A 20,687-nucleotide genomic window follows, 5' to 3' on the forward strand; every position below is an offset into this window, starting at 1 on the left:
TCTCCTCCGTCCCTGCATGACCGTATCGTTATGTGACAATTGTCAATATACGCCTATGTTGACATTTGTCAAATCTTGGGAACGGTTATATTCTGGGCGGATGAACGAGGCCCTCGACCCGCTCGCGATTGCGCGACGCCCAACGCAGAAGCGCGCCCAGGAGCGGTTCGACCGCATTCTCGAGGAAGCCGAGCGCGTGCTCATCGAACGCGGCCTCTCGGGCTTCTCGATCCCGGTCATCGCCGAGCGCCTGGGTTTCACGCGCGGCAGCGTCTACGCCTACTTCCCGACGCCCTACGCCGTGCTCAACGAGCTGGTGCAGCGGCATCTGCGCGAGCTCGAGAAGGTGTTCTTCTCGGACGCCGAGGAACTGCGCAAGCTCGGCTGGCGGGACGGCATCGCACGCGTGGTCGACCACGCGGTCGCCTACCACAATGCCCACCCCGCCGCGCGCCTGCTGCTGCTCGGCGGCGCGGTCACCGACGACAGCTATCGCGCACAGGAGCTCACCAACAAGCGCCTCGGGAAACTTGGCCGCATGGCGTGGCCGACGGCCCGACTAGCACCCGATGCCCCGCCCGATATCGGCACCCTTTCCGCCGACATCGGAACGGCCTGCTTCCGCCGCTCGTTCTTCGAGCACGGCGAGATCACCACCGAATACCGCGACGCGGCAATCGCCGCCATGACGGGATTCCTCGAGCACTATGCAAGGGAGCGCGGCGACACTGCGCCCGCTCAACCATCGACGGCCACACGGAGGAGATCGTGACTGGAGCCAAGCAGTCCACCCTAGCCGAGCAGACGACGCTCGCCCGCCTTTATCACTGGGAAGCGACACGCCCGGATGTCGTTCACCTGACCCAGCCCCTCGGCAACGGAAAGGTCGCCGAGTACACCTGGGCGCAGAGCATGGATCAGGTCCGGCGCATGGCCGCGCACCTGCGCTCGCTCGAGCTCCCGCCCGGCAGCAATATCGCGCTGCTGGCTAAGAACTCGGCGCACTGGATGCTGGCCGACTGGGCGATCTGGATGGCCGGTCACGTCACGGTGCCGCTGTTCCCGACGCTGAATGCCGAGACCGTGCGCTACGTGCTCGACCACAGCGAAGCCAGGCTGCTCTTCGTCGGCAAGCTGGACGACTGGGACATGATGGCGCCCGGGATTCCCGGCGAACTCCCGGTGGTTACCCTGCCCCTGGCACCGGCCGAGGTCGAGGGCCGAGCCTGGGACGACATCACCGCCGCCACCGAGCCCCTGACGGGCAAGCCGGACCGCCAGTCCGACGAGCTCGCCACCATCGTCTACACCTCCGGGAGCACCGGTCAGCCGAAGGGTGTGATGCAGAGCTTCCATTCGTTCCAGGTCTGCGGAACGCTGCTGCAGGACCTGTTCCCGGTGTCGACCGAGGACCGCATGCTTTCCTACCTCCCGCTGGCGCATGTCGCCGAGCGCATGGTGGTGGAGAACAACGCCGTCTACCACGGCTTCCACGTCTACTTCGCGGAGTCCCTCGACACCTTCGTCGAGGACCTCCGGCGCGCACGCCCGACGATGTTCTTCTCGGTCCCGCGTCTGTGGACCAAGTTCTATCTCGCGGTCTGCGACAAGCTCCCGCTCAAGAAGCAGCGGGTGCTCTTCCGCATCCCGATCCTGGGCAAGCGCATCAAGCACAAGATCCTCGAGCAGCTGGGTCTGGAGAACGTGCGGGTGGCCTTCACCGGTGCGGCACCGCTGCCCGAGAAGATCCTCGCCTGGTATCGCGGACTCGGTCTCGATCTGCTCGAGGCCTACGGCATGAGCGAGAACTGCGCCTACTCGCACTTCACGCGTCCCGGTGACGCCAAGTCGGGCTACGTCGGACCGGCCAACCCCGGCGTCGAGTGCCGCATCGACCCCGAGACCGGCGAGGTGCAGGTCAAGAGTCCGGGCCAGATGATGGGCTACTACAAGGAGCCCGAGAAGACCGCCGAATGCATGACCGAGGACGGCTTCTTCAAGACCGGCGACATGGGCGAGGTCGACGACCAGGGCCGCCTGCGCATCACCGGGCGGGTGAAGGATCTCTTCAAGACGGCCAAGGGCAAGTACGTCGCGCCGGTCCCCATCGAGAACAAGCTCGGGGCCCACAGCAAGGTCGAGGTCGCCTGCCTGTGCGGCGCCAACCAGTCGGCCACCTTCGCGCTGATCCTGCTATCCGAGGAACTGCGCGGACGCGCCATCGAGGCCACCGAGCGCGAGGAGATCGCCGCCGAGATGGTGACACTGCGCGACGAGGTCAACGCGACCCTCGACCCGCACGAGCACATCGCGTTCATGGTGCTGCTGCGCTCCGAATGGAACATCGAGAACGGCTTCCTCACGCCCACCATGAAGATCCGTCGCAACGTCATCGAGAACCACTACGAACCGCACGCGCCGCAGTGGTTCGGCATGCGGCAGTCCGTCATCTGGGAGGACTGACCACTGCATCGCCGGCAACAACGAAACGGGCGCCCCTGAGGCGCCCGTTTCGTTTCATGCCCATGATGTCGTCGCGCACTCGCGCGACGCATGGCGCCCTCAGCCAGCAGTCTTCTTCGCCGCCCGCCCCTTCCTGACGGGGGTCTTGCGCGCGCCACCGGCCTTCCGGGCCGTGCCCGCCGCCTTCTTGCCCGCTCCGCCGCCGGACGCCGGCGCCGCCTTGCCGAGCCCGCCGAGGACGGCGTCGTTGTCGGCGCCGAGCGCCGGCGCAGGCGCCACCGGGGTGAGCGGGTGCGAGAAGCGCAGCGGGAACGCGAAGGCCGGCTTGCCGTTGTCGTCCTCGATGAGGTTGCGGGCCACCACCTGCGGATCGCGCAGCGTCTCGTCGAGGGAAAGGATGGGCGTCACGCAGGCATCGCGATCACCGAGCAGCGCCGCCCAGCTGTCGCGCGTGCGGGTGAGGAAGATCGCCTGCAGGGCGAGCCGCACCGGTGCGGTCACGCGACGCGCGCGGCTCATGTCCCCGACGCTGGCCAGCAGCTTGTCGAACTGATTGCCCCCCGTGCCGCTGTCGGACTTCGCCTTCTTCTTGCCACCCTTGCCGCTCTTTCCTCCACCCTTGAGCGCCTTCAGCAGGCGCCCGCGCAGCGGCTTCGGCGCCAGCTCCGCGAGCGCTTCCAGCAGCTTGGCGAAGAACTTGGGCTCCAGCGCGCCCACGGCGAGATACTTTCCGTCGCGGCAGCGGTAGACCGTGTAGTTGGGCAGCGCGCCGGTGAGCATGTCGGCGCCGCGCTCCGGCGCCTTGCCGCTGCCACGCAGCGTCGACATCGCAATGGTCTGCAGCGCCAGCGAGCCATCCATCATGGCGGAATCGATCATCGTGCCCTGACCGGACGCACGCGCCCCGATGACGGCCGCCAGAATGCCGAGCGCACAGGTAAGGCCGCCGCCGGCGAGGTCAGCGATCTGCACGTTGCTCTGCGCCGGCGCACCGCCGGCACGGCCGATCTGGTCCATGACGCCCGCGATGGCGAGGTAGTTCATGTCGTGACCGGCCCAGTCACGGTAGGGCCCGGTGGCGCCGTAACCGGTCAGGGACGCGTACACCAGGCGTGGATTGAACGCCTTGAGCTGCTCGTACCCGCAGCCCAGCCGCTCCATCACGCCGGGGCGGAACGATTCCAGGACAACGTCAGCATCGCGCGCCAGCTCGAAGAACTGGGCGCGGTGCTGCTCGTCGCGCAGATCCAGCGTGACCGACTTCTTGCCGCGGTTGACCAGAGCGAACATGTCGGGCGTGCCGCGCGCATAGTCGCCTCCGGCAGGATCCTCGATCTTGATGACCTCGGCCCCCATCTGCGCGAGATAGAGCGTGCAGAAGGGCCCGGGCAGCAGTCGGGAGAGGTCGAGGACGCGGATGCCCTCGAGCAGCGGATTGGTGGTGGTCATGGAGTCATCGGCCCTTGAAGTTGGGCTTGCGCTTCTGGACGAAGGCCATACTACCTTCCAGGAAGTCCTCCGAGCGGCCGCACTCGCGCTGCAGATCGGCCTCGAGGTCCAGCTGCGCCTCCAGGCTGTTCTGCGCCGAGGCGTGAATCGCGCGCTTGATGCGGCTGATGGCCACGGTCGGCCCCTTCGCAAGGCGCAGCGCCAGCGTCTGCGCGGTCTCCATGAGCTTCTCGTCGTCGACGATGTCCCAGATCAGCCCCCACTCGAGGGCCTTGTCGGCCGGCAGGCGCTCGCCCAGCAGCGCCGTGCCCATGGCGCGCTGGGTACCGATGACGCGCGGCAGCAACCAGGTGCCGCCGGCGTCCGGGATAAGGCCGATGTTGACGAATGCCTGCAGGAAGTAGGCGGAACGCCCCGCGATGGTGAGATCGGCCATCAACGCCACATTGGCACCCGCGCCCGCCGCCAGACCATTGACGGCGGCGATCACCGGCTTGGGCAGATCGCGCATCTTGAGCAGCAGCGGGTTGTAGTACCGGTCGAGCGGGTAGCCGAGATCTAGCCGGCCCTTGACGTCCAGCGGCGGGTTCGCGCTGGAGGCATCGAGGTCGGCGCCCGACGAGAAGGCACGGCCCTCTCCGGTGATGATGATGGCGCCGACGGCATCGTCGTCGGCCGCCCTGCCGAAGGCATCGGTGAGCTCGTCCATGAGCTCGACGGTCATGGCGTTGAGCGCCTTGGGCCGGTTCATGCTGATGTGCGCTACGCCGTCCTCGACGGCGTAGAGGATGTCCTGGTAACTCATGACGTCTCCTTGTCGAGTATGGCGCGCGCGACGATCTCCTTCATGATCTCGGAGGTGCCGGCGAGAATGCGGTGGATGCGCTCATCCTGGTACATGCGGCAGATCGGGTACTCGTCCATGTAGCCGGCACCGCCGTGCAGCTGCACGCCCTCGTCGACCGCGCGCCCCTGGAGCTCGCTGGTGAACAGCTTGGCACGGGCGGCATCCTCGGCGGTCAGGCGGCCGGCATTGTGCTCCGCGACGCAGCGGTCGACATAGACCTGGGCGATGTCGGCGTCGGTATCGAGCGCCGCGAGCTTGAAGCGGGTGTTCTGCATCTTGCTGAGCGGCTTGCCGAAGACCTTGCGGTTGCGCACGAACTCGCGCGTCACGTCGATCGCCGCCCGCGCACCGGCGAGATTGCCGCAGGCCGCGATCAGGCGTTCCTCGGCCAACCCCTGCATGAGATGGATGAAGCCCATGTGCGGCTTGCCCAGCACGTTCGCCTTGGGCACGCGCAGGTCGCGGAAGAAGAGCTCGGCAGTGTCCTGCGAGTGCATGCCCATCTTCTTGAGCCTGCGCCCGCGCTCGAAGCCCTCCATGCCGCGCTCGACCAGGAACAGGGTCACGCCGTGCGGATTCTCCGGATCGGTGCGGGCCGCCACCACCACGACATCCGCGAGGATGCCGTTGGAGATGTAGGTCTTGGCCCCGTTGAGCACCCAGTGGTCGCCCTTGTCCTCGGCGCGCGTCTTCATGCCGGCGAGATCGGAGCCGGCATCGGGCTCGGTCATGGCGATGGCGAGGATCCGCTCGCCGCTGATCATGTCGGGCAGCAGGCGCTCGCGCTGCTCCTCGGTACCGAAGTGCTTGAGGTAAGGGGCCACCAGCCGGCTGTGCAGCGTGATGAAGTAGCCGCTGTCGCCGAAGCGGGCGTTCTCCTCGATCAGGACCTGCTCGTAGCGGAAGTCCTCGATGCCGAGACCGCCGTACTTCTCGTCCGCCCACATGCACAGGAAGCCGGCGTTGCCGGCCTTCCGGAACGCCTCCCGGTCCACCATGCCCGCCTCCCGCCAGGCCTCGCCGTGCGGATGGATCTCGGTCTGGAAGAACTTGCGGGCGTTGTCGCGGAAGAGCTCGAGCTCGGAGGGGACTTCGGGACGTTGCATTCAGCGGTTTCCGGTGACGAAAGAAGCTAGAAGCGCTCGCGGCGCGGTCGGTTGTGCAGCATGAAGCCCAGTACCCACGCCGCCATCGCGCCGAACGGAGGCTGCAGCAGGGCACCCGCCTTGGTCAGGCGACTCTGGAAGAGCACCGGCTTCATGTGCGAGAAGCGCTCGAAACCACTGCGTCCGTGATAGGCACCGATGCCGCTGGCACCGACGCCGCCGAAGGGCAGATTGTGCTGGATGGCGTGATAGCCGCAGCCGTTGATGCTCACGCCACCGGCGATGGTCCGCCGCAGCACGCGATCGACATCGGCCCTGCGCCGACTGAAGAAGTAGAGCGCGAGCGGGCGCTCGCCGCGATTCACCTGCGCGATGGCGTCGTCGAGCGTGCGATAGGTCGCCACCGGCAGCACCGGGCCGAAGATCTCCTCCCGACTGAGCCTGATGTCGTCGGGAGCACCCGAGACCAGGGTCGGCGGGAACACGCCGTTGCCGCTGTTGCAGTCCTCCCGGGCGGGATTGAACTGCTCCACCGTGGCACCGCCGTCACCGGCCTCGCGCACCCAGGCGTCGAGCCGTTCCCAGTCGCGGGCCATCAGCACGCGGCCGTAGTCCGGATTGTCGACCAGACTGGGGTAGAAGCGGCGGATCGCCGCGCGTGCGTGCTCCAGGAATGCATCGCGATCGCCGTCGGCGACCAGCGCATAGTCGCCGGTAACGCAGGTCTGGCCAGCGTTGAGCAGCTTGGTCTGGACGATGGTTTCGGCAGCGTGCTTGAGATCGTAGCCCGGCCCGACGATGGCCGGGGACTTGCCGCCCAGCTCCAGGGTCACCGGCACCAGATGCTCGGCCGCGTCGCGCATGATCAGCTTGCCGACCCGGGTCGACCCGGTGAACACGAGGTGGTCGAAGGGCAGCTTCGAGAACTGCTCCGCCACCGCGTCATCGCCGACGACAACGCCGACCTCCTCGGGTGCGAACACGCCGGCGACGATCTCGGCGATCAGCGCACTCGTCTTCGGCGTGCGCTCGGACGGCTTGATCATGACGTGATTGCCCGCTGCCAGCGCACCCACTGCCGGCGACAGCGCCGTCATCACCGGGTAGTTGAAGGCCCCGATGACACCGACCACACCGAGCGGCTGCGGCATGAGCCGCGCGCGGCTGGGCAGGAACTGCCAGTTGGCCGATACCCGCCGCGGGCGCATCCAGCGCTTGAGTCGGCCACGCGCATGCCGCAGGTCATCGAGCACCACGAACAGTTCGAGCATCGACTCCTGCGGCGCGCGGCCGCCGAAGTCCGCGCTGATGGCGGCGGCGATATCCGTCCGCCGCGCCACCAGCGCGTCCTCGAAGCGCCGCAGCGCATCGCGCCGCTCGCGGAACCCCGACGGCTCGCCGCGGGCCGTGAAGGCGGCCCGCTGCCGGTCCAGGAGAGTCGCGAGATCATCGATCCCGTGATCGTTCGTTGAAGCGACGGCGGGTTGCGCGGACATGACCGGCTCCTGCAGCGCGTCAGGCTGCCTTGGCGGTGGGATAGAAGGCCTGGCCCTCGCGGGCGCGCTCGACCAGCCCCGGGGACGGCTCGAAGCGCGGACCGTGCCTGGCGGCCAGGGCCTCGCAGTCGGCGACGAATTCCGCCGCGCCGACCGTATCGATGTACGACAGCACGCCGCCGGTCCAGGCGGGATACCCGATACCGAGGATCGAACCGACATCGGCATCGACCGCGGTATTGATCACGCCCTCCTCGAAGCAGCGCGCGCTCTCCAGCGCCATGATCGTGAGGAAGCGCTTCTTGACCTCCTCGACGTCCGGCTGCTCGGCGGCCTGCGGGAAGGCCTCGGCGAGCCCGGGCCAGAGCCGCTTGGGCCCACCCTCGGGGTAGTCGTAGAAGCCACCCCCGAAGCGGCGTCCGGGCCGGTCGAGCTCGTCGACCATCTTGTCGATGACCGGACGACCGATCTTGCCGCGGAACTTGTCATCGAGGCCGTCGGCATCCTGCTGGCGGAAGATGCTCTGCTGCAGGCTGAGCGTGACCTCGTCGGAGGCGGCCAGCGGACCGACCGGGAAGCCCGCCTGCTTGGCGGCGTTCTCGATCAGCGCCGGCGCGATGCCGTCGAGCAGCATGCGCAGGCCTTCCTGCGTGAAGCAGCCGAACACGCGGCTGGTGAAGAAGCCCGGCGAGTCGTGCACGATAATCGGCGTCTTCTTGATCTGCTGCACGTAGTCGAGCGTGCGCGCAAGCGTCTCGTCGCTGGTCTGCTCGCCGACGATGATCTCGACCAGCGGCATCTTCTCGACCGGCGAGAAGAAGTGGATGCCGATGAAGTTGTTCGGACGGCTCGACGCCTTGGCGAGGCCGGTGATGGGCAGGGTCGAGGTGTTGGAGCCGAACACCGCCGTCTCGGGAATCACGGCCTCGGTCTTGGCCGTGACATCGGCCTTGATGGCGCGGTCCTCGAACACCGCCTCGACCACCAGATCGCAGCCGTCCAGCTTGGCGTAGTCGGTGGTGGTGGTGATCCGGCCCAGGATCTGGTCCATCTTCTCCTGGGTGGTGCGCCCCTTCTTGAGGCTGTCGGCCTGCAGCTTCTCGATGCCGGCCTTGCCGCGGTCGGCGCCTTCCTGGCTGGCGTCGAGCAGCACGACCTCCATGCCCGCCTTGGCACTGACGTGCGCGATGCCCGCGCCCATCATGCCGGCACCGAGCACACCCAGCTTGCGCACCTGCGACTTCGGCACGTCCTTGGGTCGGCCCATGAGCTTGTCGGCAGCGCCCTTGTTCACGAACATGGTGCGGATCAGATTGCGCGCGACCGTGCCGGACAGCAGCTTGCCGAAGTACTTGCTCTCGATGCGCAGGCCGACGTCGATCGGCACCTGGGTGCCCTCGTAGACGCAGGACATGATCGCCTGCGGCGCCGGATAGTTGCCCTGCGTGGCCGACGCGGTCAGTGCGTTGCCGGCGACGAAGGATTCGCTCGCGTGCGGCGCCATGGGGCCGGCACCGCCGGGAATCTTGAAGCCCTTGCGGTCCCAGGGCTGCTCCGCGCTGGGCTCGCCGTTCAGCCAGGCGCGCGCGCGATCCACCAGCTCGGCGGCCGGCGCCGTCTCGTGCACGATGCCCATCTTGAGCGCCTCGGCCGGCTTGACCTGCTTGCCCTGCAGCAGCAGCGGCAGCGACGCCGGGATGCCGACGAGTCGCGGCAGGCGCTGGGTGCCGCCGGCACCGGGCAGCAGCCCGACATTGACCTCGGGCAGGCCGACCACGGCGCGCGGGTCGTCGCTCAGCACGCGATAGTGGCAGGCAAGGCAGATCTCGAGACCGCCGCCCAGCGCCAGCCCGTTGATGGCGGCGGCGAAGGGCTTGCCGCAGGTTTCCATGCGGCGGAACAGCACCGAAAGCTCCTCCGAATTGCCCGCGGCCTCGACCGCATCGATGCCGCGGTCGAAGGACGCCAGCATGCCCTTGAGGTCCGCACCCGCGACGAAGCTGCCCTGCTTCGCGGAGGTGATGATGGCGCCCTTGATGCCGTCGTCGCCGGCGATGCGATCGATCGCCGCATCGAGCTCGCTGGTGAGTTCGGGCGTGATGACGTTCATGGAGCGATCGGGCAGGTCGATGCTGAGCAGCGCGATGCCCTGACTGTCGATGTCGATATTCAGCGTGGTCATGTCGTGATCCGTTGTTCGATGGGAGGCGCGGCGCGTCAGACGCGTTCGATGATCGCGGCGGTGCCCATGCCGGCACCCACGCACAGCGTGCAGAGCGCGGTGGACTTGTCGGTGCGCTCGAGCTCGTCGAGCGCGGTGCCGACAATGATCGCGCCGGTGGCGCCGAGCGGATGCCCCATGGCGATGGAGCCACCGTTGACGTTGACCTTGTCGTGCGGCACGTCGAGCGCCCGCATGAAGCGCATGACCACCGACGCGAAGGCCTCGTTGACCTCGTAGAGGTCGATGTCGCTGGCCGACATGCCGGCCAGCTTGAGCGCCTTCTGCGTGACGTGGGCCGGGCCGCTCAGCATGATGCAGGGCTCGGAGCCGATGGATGCGAAGGTGCGGATGCGGGCGCGCGGCTTGAGGCCGGCCTGTTCGCCGTACTCCTTGCTGCCGATGAGGATGCCGCAGGCGCCGTCGACGATGCCGCTCGAGTTGCCGGCCGTGTGCACGTGCCGGAGCGCCTCCACCTGCGGATAGCGCCGGATGGCGACGGCGTCGAAGCCGCCCATCTGGCCGATCTTGTCGAAGGAGGGCTTGAGATTGCCGAGATCGGCCGCGGTGGTGCCGGGCCGCATGTGCTCGTCGCGGTCCAGGACCACCTGTCCGATGACGTCGCGCACCGGGTGGACCGACCGACCGAAGCGGTTCTCCTCCCATGCCGCCGCGGCGCGGCGCTGGCTCTCGGCGGCGAAGGCGTCGACATCCTCGCGCGAGTAGCCGTCGATGGTCGCGATCAGGTCGGCGCCGATGCCCTGCGGCACGAAGTGCACCTCGGGCGCGAACGACGGGTCGGTCGGCCAGGCGCCGCCGTCCGATCCCATATGCACGCGCGACATGGCCTCGACACCCCCCGCCACGATGGCGGGCGCCTGACCGGACATCACCTTGGCCGCGCCGATGTTGAAGGCTTCCAGACCGGAGGCGCAGAAGCGGTTCACCTGCACACCGGGAATGCCGTCACCGTAGCCGGCATTGAGGGCCGCCGAGCGCGGCAGCACCGCACCCTGCTCGCCGACCGGGGAAACCACGCCCATCACGACGTCGTCGATGAGCGAGGTGTCGAGCTCCGAGCGCTCGCGCAGCGCGGTCAGCACCTGGGTGGCGAGCTGCAGCGGGGTGATCTCGTGCAGGGCACCGTCCGGGCGCCCCTTGCCACGGGGCGTGCGGACGTGATCGTAGATATAGGCTTCGGTCATGGTGATCTCGATGGAAGGATGGATTCGGGTCGCACTCAGCGCGGCGCCATGCGAATGGCGCCGTCGAGGCGGATGGTTTCGCCGTTCAGCATGGGATTGCCGACGATGTGGACCGCGAGCTGCGCGAACTCGCCGGGACGGCCGAGGCGCGACGGGAACGGCACCGAGCGGTTGAGCGAATCCAGCGCTTCGGGAGACAGGCCGCCCAGGATGGGCGTCTCGAAGATGCCCGGCGCCACGGTCATGACGCGGATGCCGTGACGCGCGAACTCGCGGGCCAGCGGCAGCGTCATGCCGACCACACCAGCCTTGGAGGCGGAATAGGCGGGCTGGCCGATCTGGCCGTCGAAGGCGGCGACGGATGCGGTGTTGACCACCACGCCGCGCTCGCCCTCCTCGTTGGGCGTGTTCTGTGCCATCACCGCGGCGGCCAGCCGGATGACGTTGAACGACCCCATCAGGTTGATGTTGACGATGCGCGTGAAGTTGGCCATCGGCAGTGGCCCCTCCTTGCCCAGCGCCTTCTCTGCCGCGCCGATGCCGGCGCAGTTGATGGCGCCGTGCAGCCCGCCCAGTTCGTTCACCGCCATATCGACAGCGGTCTGGACCTGCTGCTCGTCGGTCACATCCACGTGCACGTAGCGCGCGGCATCACCGATCTCGCCGGCGAGCGCCTGTCCGCGCTCGTCGTTGAGGTCGGCGATGACCACGCGCGCACCGGCCGAAGCCAGCGCACGCACGGTGGCCTCCCCGAGCCCCGACGCACCGCCGGTCACCAGAAACACACTGCCCTCGGTCTGCATAGCTTGTCCCCTGTTCGCACTTGGCCGCGGAGCGTGAGCCACTCCGCCCTGTTAAGGGGAGCAATCCTGCCCCCGGGGGCGCATCACCGGTATGCGCCGTCCGGCCATATGGTTAATAATTCGGGCCAAGCGGCCATGCCGCATGACCGCCCCCGCTGGAAAACCCCGGAATGACTGGGGTTGCCGCTTCGCATCGGAATCGCGAGCTTTATGGAATCGGCCAAATCAGGGTCATGACACGATGATGCCCTTCAGCGACGTGCGTCGTCCGGTCATCAGCGCCCAGTTGCTCACTCGGGTTGCCGCCGAGCGTGGACTGCCGTTGAGCGAATGCCTCGCCGGAACCGGGATCACGGCCAACGCACTGGCCGACCCGGCCACCGAGATCACGGCGGCACAGGAGCTCCACCTGATCCGGAACATGCTGCGCGGACTGGGTCCCATGCCGGGGCTCGGTCTCGATGCCGGGCTGCGCTATCACCTGTCCTCCTACGGGATATGGGGCTTCGCGCTGCTCAGCAGTCCGACCTTCCGCAGCGCCGCCGAGATCGCCGTGCGCTATCTGGACCTGAGCTACGCCTTCGCCCGCTATCGCCTGGAGAGCCGGGGGCAGGACATGCTGATCGTCCTCGACGACAGCGATGTCCCGGACGACGTGCGCCAGTTCCTGATCGAGCGTGACTTCGCGGCCTGGGCCAACGCCGCCTGGGAGATGCGCCCCGGCGGCTTCCCGGCGCGCAGCGCCCAGTTCCGCTTTCCGCGGCCCTCGTATGCCTGGCGCTTCGACAAGCTGTGCGGCGTGCGCCCGCAGTTCGGTGCCGCGATGAACGCGGTGCTCATCGATGCCGAGTCGCTGGACGCCCCGCTTCCGCAGGCCGACCCGATCATGGCGCGCATGTGCGAGGAGCAGTGTCGTCAGCTTCTCACGCGCCGCCGCATCCGTTCCGGGTTCTCGGGGCAGATCCGTGACCGCCTGCTGCGCAAGCCCGGCGAGATCCCCTCGCTGGAACTGGTCGCCGAGGAGCTGCACATGGCGCCGCGCAGCCTGCGCCGGCGGCTGGATCAGGAGGGCACCTCCTTCCGTTCGCTGGTCAACGAGGTCCGTCAGACCCTCGCCGAGGAACTGCTGACCTCCACGCACATGACCCTGGCGGAGATTGCCGAGCGCCTGGGCTACACCGAGCCCGCCGCCTTCCACAATGCCTTCAAGCGCTGGAAGGGCATTTCCCCCAGCGCCTTCCGGCGCAGCCGGAGCGAGCCGCCCCGCGACCTTCCGGCAGGGCGGTAGCCCCGGATCACAGCGTCTTCAGGTACTCGATGATGGCGCGTCGCTCCTGATCGGTGAGCACGACCGTGAAGTCGTGCCCGTCATGGCTCTGGCTGTAGTCGTTGGTGTTGTACACCTTGCGCTGCTCGATCTGCGCCTGCGTCAGGACCGGAATGGAGGGCGCGTACCACAGGAAGGGGTTCACGCTGTAGAGCAGCGATGACAGCGACTGCACCGCGGACGGGATCGACTCGCCGCGGCGCACGCAATCGATGCCCGGTGTCGCCCCGTCATCGCCGCACTGCAGCACCTCGTGCTTCCAGCCGAGCCGGTCATGGTCGTAGGCGCGCTGCAGATCCGTGTCGTAACCCATCACGACCTGATCGGCGTGCTCCTGGCCCTGCGGCATCGGCCTGGATGGACGACGCCAGATGGTCGGCCGTGCCCCGGGATCGAGCACGCCCCAGACATCGGGCACCGAACCGTTGTGGAAGTACGGGGCCGACGCCCAGACACCATGCAGCGGTGGCGCCAGATACCCGGTCGGTCGGCCCTCGCGCAGCTCGGCACGGTTCTGGGTCGAGCAGTCCTCGGCCGTGCCCACGGTCTCGGGATAAGCGAAGAAGTCGCGCTTGCCATACTGCTCCGCGGCCTCGTTGTCGCTGAGCATGCGCTGCGGATTCGTACCGATGACATCCTGCGCGACGATGTAGCTGGACACGCCAGCGAGTTCCGGCGCTTCCAGCCAGGCGGGATCGTTCACGTAGCGCGGCGAGTAGGCGCCGTGGCAGCTCGAGCAGGAACCGTTGCCACCGGCAGGCGGCGGCGCGGGATTGTCCAGGTTCCCGGCCCACAGATCCTTGCTGTGGAACAGGATCGCGCCCTGGCGAGCGAGCTCGGGATCGACATCCCCCGGGTACGCGGGGGACTTCAGCGACATCAGGTAGGTATCCGCCTCGCGCGCGTGCTCGCGCACCCACGCGGTCGCGCTGCGCGAGTCGAAGGGTACGGGGGCATCCATCATCGGGATGAAGAAGCCGATGTTCGAGCGCAGCGCCCCCATGGGCAGGAATCCGTCCACGAACTTGGTGGCGCGACTGCCCACGTTCCACCACGCCGGCGTATCCAGCGAACCGCCGTTGGGGGAGGCGAGATAGAACCGCAGCATGCCGCGGCGCAGCCCTTCGTCGTTCGGCGTCAGCAGGGTGATGATCTGCAGGGCGAGCGCATTGTTGGTTCCGCGGGTCTTGCCGACGGTGAGCGGCAGCAGCGCGCCCACGACCGGGAGCTTGGGACGCAGGATCGCGTCCGTGAACAGCAGCGGGAATTCGCTCAAGTTGTTGCCGTTGCCGTACACCACGCCGAGGTCGTCCCCGTCGGCGCTGGTGCCGATCCTGCCGGAATGACAGGAGTGACAGGTCACGCCCAGCTTCCCGGTCCACGTACCGTCCGGCTCGCGGACCTGCGTGAGGCCGGTCGGCAGCTGGCCACTGCCACCGTCGGTGGCGTCGGGATCCTCGCCGGGCAGCGGATAGGGATTGGACGCTTCGCCCATCGCCAGTCCGTAGCGTTCGGCCACCAGTTGATCGAAGTTGGCCGGCCGCGACGCCATGCCCCACTGCCGCCACAGATTGTTGTAGTCGCGCGCCGCAATCTGGAGGAATCCGTCGGTATCGTCTCCGGCGAAGAAGGTGCCGGCGCCGACGGCCCCGTTGCCCAGGATCAGCGTGCGCCCCGCCGCGGTCTGCGCGCGAAGCTCCCCGCAGGTCGCGGGCGGCGCATCCTCGCCGACCAGTTCGGGATCGGCGTGGCAGTGCTTCCAGTACGAGTTGAAGTAGACGGCGCGCCCCTCGTTGACACCGGGCCGGACCAGCGATCGCGGATCGGCCGGAAGCGCGGCCGCGTCGTCCCGGCCGGCGCAGTAATCGAACCAGGCGTGCCCGCCGCGCCGGCTGCCCAGCAGGGGCAGTTCGTCCTCGGGCGCATCATCGGGCGCACCGGCGAGCAGCGCCTCGCAGCCGTCCGGGTCGCCGAAGCAGCCCAGCAGCACTGCCATGGCGTCGTGTGCGGAACTGCCTTCCGGCCACGGCGCGCCACCGGTATGCGGCGCCTCTCCGCCCGAGGCCATGAGCAGGATGCGCGACGTCGGGTTGTTGCCGCCCAGCCGCTCCCAGCTGGCCCGCAGATGACCCAGATCCGCGTCCGGGTTGTCGCCGAGCATGAAGTCGCGACCGTCCTCGACATCGGCCGCCGCCCCGGGCACGTGGCACGAGCGACAGAAGGTCAGACGCGGCTGTATCTGGTCGGTGAAGAGCGCCTCCATGGTGGCAGCGCGTACACCGGTGCCGCCGGTGCTGCCGCCCCCCGATGCCGCACCGCCGCTGTAGTCGCCGCTGCATGCGGCGAGGCACATCATCAACGCGCCCGGCAGGACGCCCTTGAAACGATACCGGAGCATTTCGGGAAATCACCTCTGCATGGCTCGGCGTCGATGTGCCGGCCCGAATGGTTCGAGTAAAAGCTACATATGTCATTTTACGGCGTCAATCGGCGCCTCGCCCACCACTTGTCGGCGCAACGCAGCCGCGCGAACCGGGTGCTTCCGCCGGCGCGACGGTCGGGATACATTGGCGGCTGCCGCTACACCGACCCTCGGAGACAGGTCATGTCCCACGCCCAGATTCGCTCGCGCCTCTGCCGATCCATCCTCCCGCTCGCCGCTGCGGCCCTGGCGGCGTGCGGATCATCGGGAGGCGATGAGCCGGCAGCGCCGGGGTCGGATCCGCTCGCCACGCCGAAGAACCGCCTTGCGCAGCAGGCCTTCGAGAGCTGCGACGCGTTCCGCACCTACTTTGCCGATGCGCTGGCCGAGGAGTACCTCACCGGATACGCGTACGGATACGGATGCTTCGGATGCGGGCCGGCAATCGCCGAAGGTGGTGACGACCTCGGCGGCGCCGATGGCGCGCCGGTGGCGTCGCCCGAACCCAGTGCGCCGCCGCAGCGCGATGTGACGGACACCAACACGCAGGTGAGCGGCGTCGACGAAGCCGATCTCATCGAGACCGACCCCGACAGCACCGACATCTACTTCGTCTCCCGCGACCGTGGCGAGCTGCTGGTGATCGATACCGCCGATCCGGCGAGTCCGGCCGTGCGCGCCCGCATCGATCTCGACAGCGAGCGCCGGGTCCGCGGCATGTACCTGGACGCTGCCAATGACCGACTGGCCATCCTGTTCGAGGCCGGCTACGTCTATCTCGACGCACCGGCGGTGACCGGTATCGCTGCCGATGCCGTCATCGCGCCGCCACCAAATTTCGCGGATGGAACGGAGGTGCGCTTCTTCGACGTCAGTGATCCGGCGGCGCCGATGGCCGTGGGCCGTTACCGCAACGACGGACTGCTGGTCGACAGCCGTCGCATCGACGACCGCATTCACCTCGTCACGCAGTTCGGCTTCCCCTACCCCTCGGCGCTGCAGCAGGATGCCGCGTTCCAGGATCTGGTCTACGGCGACTATCCGCGGGCGCTGCGCAACGGCGACACCGCCGAGCAGGAGCGCCTGGCACGGGAGATACGCGGCCGCATCACGGCCGCGGTCGAGGCCATGCCGATAGCGGATCTGCTGCCGGAAGAGCGCGTGGGCGACGCCCCCGGACAGACCCTCGCCTGTACGTCGGTCCAGCGTGCCGATGTCGATACCCGCCTCGGCATGCTGATGATCACCAGCATCGATACCGATGGCGGCCGCCCCGCGACACTGGGCACGATCAACAATGCGTGGACGGTCTACGGCAGCCGCGACAATCTCTACCTGCTGCAGACCAGCGGCGGCTGGTGGTTCGACCGCGACCAGCAGCAGCAGACCGCGATCTACCGATACGCCATCGGCACTGGCAGCGCCGTGCCCGGCCCGGTGGGCCTCGCCGACGGCTGGATCGATGACCCCTATCAGCTCGACGAGCACGAAGGCCACCTGCGCGTCGCGGCCACCGAAACCCGCTACAACGATGCCGGCGAGCGCACCGAGCGCAACAACCTCATGGTGCTCGACGTGGCCTCCATGGACGAGGTCGGTGCGCTGCGCAACTTCCTCCCCGACAAGCCGCGCGACACCATCCGCTCGGCGCGCTTCCTCGGGGACCGAGGCTATGTCGTGACCTTCGAGCAGATCGACCCCCTGGTGGCCTTCGACCTTTCGAGCCCGGCGAATCCCGTCCTGGCCGGCCAGCTCGACATCCCCGGCTTCTCCAGCTACATCTACCCGCTGGGCTCCGACTATCTGCTGACCATCGGACGGTCCGCCGGCGACGGCGGCATCGGCACCGGCAACGGCTTCCAGCTGCGCCTGTTCGACGTCACCAACCTCGCCGCGCCCACCGCGCTGGCCGACGAGACCCCCGCGCTTCTGGCCAACGAGTACGCCTACAGCCTCGCCGAGTACGAGCCGCTGGCCTTCACCTTCCTCGCGGACGGCGATGACGCACGCTCCGGCCTGCTGTCGATCCCGGCGCAGATCAGCGCGCCCGACAGCACACGCGCGCTGAGCGGCTTCATGGCCTACCGCATCGACCCGACACAGGGCGTCGACGGCATCGATGAATACGCCCGGATCGACCACAAGGACGTGCCGGCCGACGGTGGCGACCGCTGCCCGCCGCAGCGCGACGAACTGCCCCCGGACGGCTGCGGTGCCTTCGCGCCGGTGCGCTACAACGAGCCGCTGCGCTCGGCCATCGCACGGGAAGGCGAGACCACGACCCTGTTCACCTTCTCGTCCGCCAAGCTGAAGGTGCTCGATGCTTCGGACGCAACGGCATCGGAACGCGCGACGCTGCGCCTGGACTGATCGACCGCCGGGGCAGCGGCCGCGACAACACACCGACGGCCTTCACAGCGTCTTCAGATATTCCAGCAGCGCCCGCCGTTCGCTGTCCGTGAGGGCCTGCGTCCATTCGTGGCCGCGGTTCTTCTTGGAGTATATCTGCGTGTTGTAGATCATGCGCTGGGCCAGCCCCTGCTCGCCGATGGGTGGGGGCACCAGCCAGGTCGGCCAGACCAGCCCGCCCAGAATTGTGTCGTACAGCCACTGGATCTCCTGCGGCAGGTCCCGGTCCGGCTGGCAGCTGTAGTAGGGAATGCCGCTGCCGGCGCTGCATGACAGCACATCGTGCTTCCAGCCCATCCGCTCCCAGTCGTAGCCGCTCCGCCCGGCGGCGCCGTCGGTGATGCGCGTCTCGAACTGGTTGAAGTGCACATCGGTGGTGGTCCGCTGGCGCCGCCACATGTCGGGTCGGGCCTCGGGCTTGAGCACGCCCCAGACATCCGGCACCGAGCCGTTGTGGAAATAGGGCGCGCTGGCCCAGACGCCATGCAGCGGCGGCGTGACATAGCCCACGGTCTTCTCCTCGAAACTGCAGGCTCCCTTCACGCGTCCCGCGATCTCTCCCAGGGGCAGCTCCGGCACCAGGCCCCCAACGACCGGAACAAGAACGCTGCTCACCAGGTCCGCGACCGGCTGGAGTGCCCCCATCCCCTGCAGATGCTGATTGAGCTGCTCGGCCAGATCGGCGCCGCTGACACCCTGGATGAGGTAGTCATCCAGGGTCTCGCGCAGCCGGTTCTTCTCCTCGGGCACCACGTAGCCGTCGACGGCATCCGGATACGAGTGCCACATCGTCGATACGTGTTCGCGCATCACCGGGGACCACCCCGTGGTCTGCGCGGGATCGGTATCGATGGTCCCGAGGGGCACGGTATAGCCCACCGTACCGGCCAGCGCGGGATCGGGAAGGAAGCGCGCGTCGTGGACATAGCGCGGCGAATAGGCGCCGTGGCAGCCGGCGCAGGCGCCGTTGCCCTTCGGGCGCGGGATGTCGGCATTGGCTTCCTCGGCCCAGAGGTCCTTCTCGTGGAAGAGGACCGCTCCCTGCTCCGCCAGCTGCCGATCGATGCAGCGGGGATCGTCCCCTCCGGTCGGTTCGCCGTCGGAACCACTGCAGTAGCCGTGCGGATAGTCCGGTGCCTCGACGGTCAGCGTCCACTGATGGACATCCTCGAAGATGCCCTCGTTGGCCTTGACCTGGTCGCCGGAGAGTGCATTGACGCTGCCAAAGTACATGTTGCCGCGCACCGAATCGGTGGAATGTCCGCCGAACCAGAGATAGCGCGTCTTGTTGGATAGCCACCACCAGGCCGGCGGATCCTGATCCCCGGTGTTGGCGTGGGTGGGATAGACGAAGATCCGGTTGAAATCGAGGGTGTCCCAGTCGCGGATCAGGAAGATCGCCTCGATCTCGGTATCGGCGGCGTTGGTCCCGCGTGTGGTGTTGACGACCGGGATGTAGCCGAAGGCCGGCACCTGCAGCGCGTCCATCGCCTCGCCCACGCCGGGAATGTCGCGAGCGCCGGCGTTGATCAGATCGGCCAGCAACACCCCGAGCTCGGTATTCGTGTTGGGCAGGCCCATGAAGCTGCCGTGCGCGTTGGCGCCGTAGCTGCGGCTGTTGCCGGTGCCGTCGCGCCCGGCCACCTGGCCGCTGCCGATCTGGCCGGCGTGGCAGGAAAAGCAGTTGAGCCCGAGCGTGCCGTTGTAATTCCCGTCCGCATCGCGGCCCTGCGCCCAGCCCAGCGGCAGCGTGCCGCTGCCGCCGAAGTCCTCGCTGAGCTGATCCATCTCGCCCGGCAGCGGATAGGGATTGTGGATGTGGGCGGGCGGCGGGCTGTGACCGTAGCGCTCGAAGAGCTGCTGGTCGAAGTTCTCGGGCCGCCCCGGCATGCCCCACACGCGCCAGAGATTGTTCCAGGCCGCCGCGGATGTACCGGACACATTGATGCCGCTACCGAAGAATCCCTCGCCGTGCGCCTCGCCGGTCCCCATCGGCTGATCGCTCGGCCATCCCGCGATCCAGTCGTGGCCGCGCTGCACCGACGCGCGCCATTCCCCGCAGGTCTGCGGATCGGGGCGCGCCGAATAGATGGGCGCCTGTCCGGCGGCCTGGCGCAGCTCGTTCTGGCGCGCCTGGGTCTCGAAGAGGGTCTCGGTCTTGCAGATCTCGTAGGGATCGTTGAAGTGGACGGCGTACTGTTCGCTGTCGATCAGCCCGCCGTCGGGCGTGAGCAGGCGCCGCGGATCCTCGCGCCAATCGATGGGCGTGTCGTCCGGCGCGCCGTCGCAGAGCTCGTTGACGAAGAAGTGCTTTCCCGGATTGCCGAGCAGCGGCCGGGCCTCGCCGTCATCACTGCCGCCGGCCAGTCCCTCGCAGTCGCCCCTGCCGGCCCAGCAGGCCAGCAGCGTGCGCATCGCGGCGTACCGCGCGCCGCCCTCCGGCCAGGGCTTGCCGCCGGAATGCGGCTCCGCCGGGTCGACCGGCTCGATCAGCAGCAGGTTCTCCGTCACGCCCTCGCCCAGCGCCTGCCACGCGGCCTGCAGGCGCTGGTAGTCTTCTTCCGGATCGCGCGACAGCATGAAGCGCGCCGCATCCGGGTCGCTGCCGGCAACGCCTTCGGGCACATGGCAGCTGCGACAGAAGGCCAGTCCCGGCTGGACCTCCGCGGCGAAGAAGTCCTCGACGGAGGCGAAGCGCGCCGAACCGCCGTCGCCAGCACCATTGCCGCCGTTGCCGCCGCCGTCGTCGGCCTCCACCGGCCCGCCACTGTAATCGCCGCTGCACGCGGTCAACGCCAGCGCCGCGGCAACGATGCCTGCCATCTGCCTGATCACGGTCTGCCTCCGGTCCACTTGCTCGCGGATCTGTGTAGTGATTGCGGCATTGTCGCGCGCGCAACGCGCCCAGCGTGATAGGCCGCCGTGCCAAGGTGGCTGTC

Annotated in this window: 13 protein-coding genes; 4 read left to right on the forward strand and 9 right to left on the reverse strand. The window is 68.2% G+C overall.

Features of this window, described 5'->3' with window-relative positions; translation table 11 throughout:
• Positions 1–100: 100 nt before the first annotated feature.
• Both KAH28_RS08225 and KAH28_RS08230 read left to right on the forward strand, forming a co-directional pair.
• Positions 101–772, forward strand: coding sequence for a TetR/AcrR family transcriptional regulator (locus KAH28_RS08225; RefSeq protein WP_290575537.1), 672 nt, complete (start codon positions 101–103; stop codon positions 770–772).
• Complete coding sequence (locus KAH28_RS08230) at positions 769–2,463, forward strand: AMP-binding protein (RefSeq protein ID WP_290575539.1); 1,695 nt, start codon at positions 769–771, stop codon at positions 2,461–2,463. The genes KAH28_RS08225 and KAH28_RS08230 overlap by 4 nt, the downstream gene beginning before the upstream one ends.
• Positions 2,464–2,562: 99 nt before the next feature.
• Here KAH28_RS08230 and KAH28_RS08235 read toward each other — a convergent pair whose 3' ends face one another.
• The 7 genes from KAH28_RS08235 to KAH28_RS08265 are packed head-to-tail and all read right to left on the reverse strand — an operon-like array spanning position 2,563 to position 11,590.
• A complete protein-coding gene (locus KAH28_RS08235; protein ID WP_290575541.1) occupies positions 2,563–3,912 on the reverse strand; it encodes a CaiB/BaiF CoA-transferase family protein in 1,350 nt (449 codons plus the stop codon).
• A gap of 4 nt (positions 3,913–3,916) precedes the next feature.
• The gene (locus KAH28_RS08240; RefSeq protein ID WP_290575543.1) at positions 3,917–4,717 is read right to left on the reverse strand and encodes an enoyl-CoA hydratase-related protein; all 801 of its coding nucleotides are present in this window, start codon (positions 4,715–4,717) and stop codon (positions 3,917–3,919) included.
• On the reverse strand, positions 4,714–5,865 hold the full coding sequence (locus KAH28_RS08245) for an acyl-CoA dehydrogenase family protein (protein WP_290575545.1): 1,152 nt from the start codon (positions 5,863–5,865) through the stop codon (positions 4,714–4,716). Before KAH28_RS08245 ends, KAH28_RS08240 begins: the two co-directional genes overlap by 4 nt.
• A 26-nt stretch (positions 5,866–5,891) precedes the next feature.
• Complete coding sequence (locus tag KAH28_RS08250) at positions 5,892–7,361, reverse strand: coniferyl aldehyde dehydrogenase (protein ID WP_290575547.1); 1,470 nt, start codon at positions 7,359–7,361, stop codon at positions 5,892–5,894.
• Positions 7,362–7,380: 19 nt separating this feature from the next.
• Positions 7,381–9,543, reverse strand: a complete 2,163-nt coding sequence (locus KAH28_RS08255; protein ID WP_290575549.1) for a 3-hydroxyacyl-CoA dehydrogenase NAD-binding domain-containing protein — start codon at positions 9,541–9,543, stop codon at positions 7,381–7,383.
• A 35-nt stretch (positions 9,544–9,578) separates the two neighbouring features.
• Complete coding sequence (locus KAH28_RS08260; protein ID WP_290575551.1) at positions 9,579–10,787, reverse strand: acetyl-CoA C-acetyltransferase; 1,209 nt, start codon at positions 10,785–10,787, stop codon at positions 9,579–9,581.
• Between the two features lie 35 nt (positions 10,788–10,822).
• Positions 10,823–11,590 carry a 3-hydroxyacyl-CoA dehydrogenase gene (locus KAH28_RS08265; protein WP_366918152.1) on the reverse strand — a complete coding sequence of 256 codons (768 nt, stop codon included), beginning with the start codon at positions 11,588–11,590 and terminating at the stop codon, positions 10,823–10,825.
• 241 nt (positions 11,591–11,831) lie between these two features.
• Between KAH28_RS08265 and KAH28_RS08270 the strand changes: the two genes are divergently transcribed.
• Positions 11,832–12,878 carry an AraC family transcriptional regulator gene (locus KAH28_RS08270; RefSeq protein WP_290575555.1) on the forward strand — a complete coding sequence of 349 codons (1,047 nt, stop codon included), beginning with the start codon at positions 11,832–11,834 and terminating at the stop codon, positions 12,876–12,878.
• Between the two features lie 7 nt (positions 12,879–12,885).
• Here KAH28_RS08270 and KAH28_RS08275 read toward each other — a convergent pair whose 3' ends face one another.
• On the reverse strand, positions 12,886–15,315 hold the full coding sequence (locus KAH28_RS08275) for a hypothetical protein (protein ID WP_290575557.1): 2,430 nt from the start codon (positions 15,313–15,315) through the stop codon (positions 12,886–12,888).
• A gap of 207 nt (positions 15,316–15,522) precedes the next feature.
• Here KAH28_RS08275 and KAH28_RS08280 point away from each other — a divergent pair, with 207 nt between their 5' ends.
• Positions 15,523–17,709: a beta-propeller domain-containing protein gene (locus tag KAH28_RS08280; protein WP_290575559.1), complete on the forward strand. Its 2,187-nt coding sequence runs from the start codon at positions 15,523–15,525 to the stop codon at positions 17,707–17,709.
• A gap of 42 nt (positions 17,710–17,751) precedes the next feature.
• On the opposite strand, the gene KAH28_RS08285 is transcribed toward KAH28_RS08280, so the two are convergent.
• Entirely contained in the window at positions 17,752–20,571 is a 2,820-nt protein-coding gene (locus tag KAH28_RS08285; RefSeq protein WP_290575561.1) for a hypothetical protein, read from the reverse strand.
• Between the last annotated feature and the right edge of the window lie 116 nt (positions 20,572–20,687).

This window comes from Algiphilus sp. (assembly GCF_023145115.1).
Taxonomy (GTDB): domain Bacteria; phylum Pseudomonadota; class Gammaproteobacteria; order Nevskiales; family Nevskiaceae; genus Algiphilus.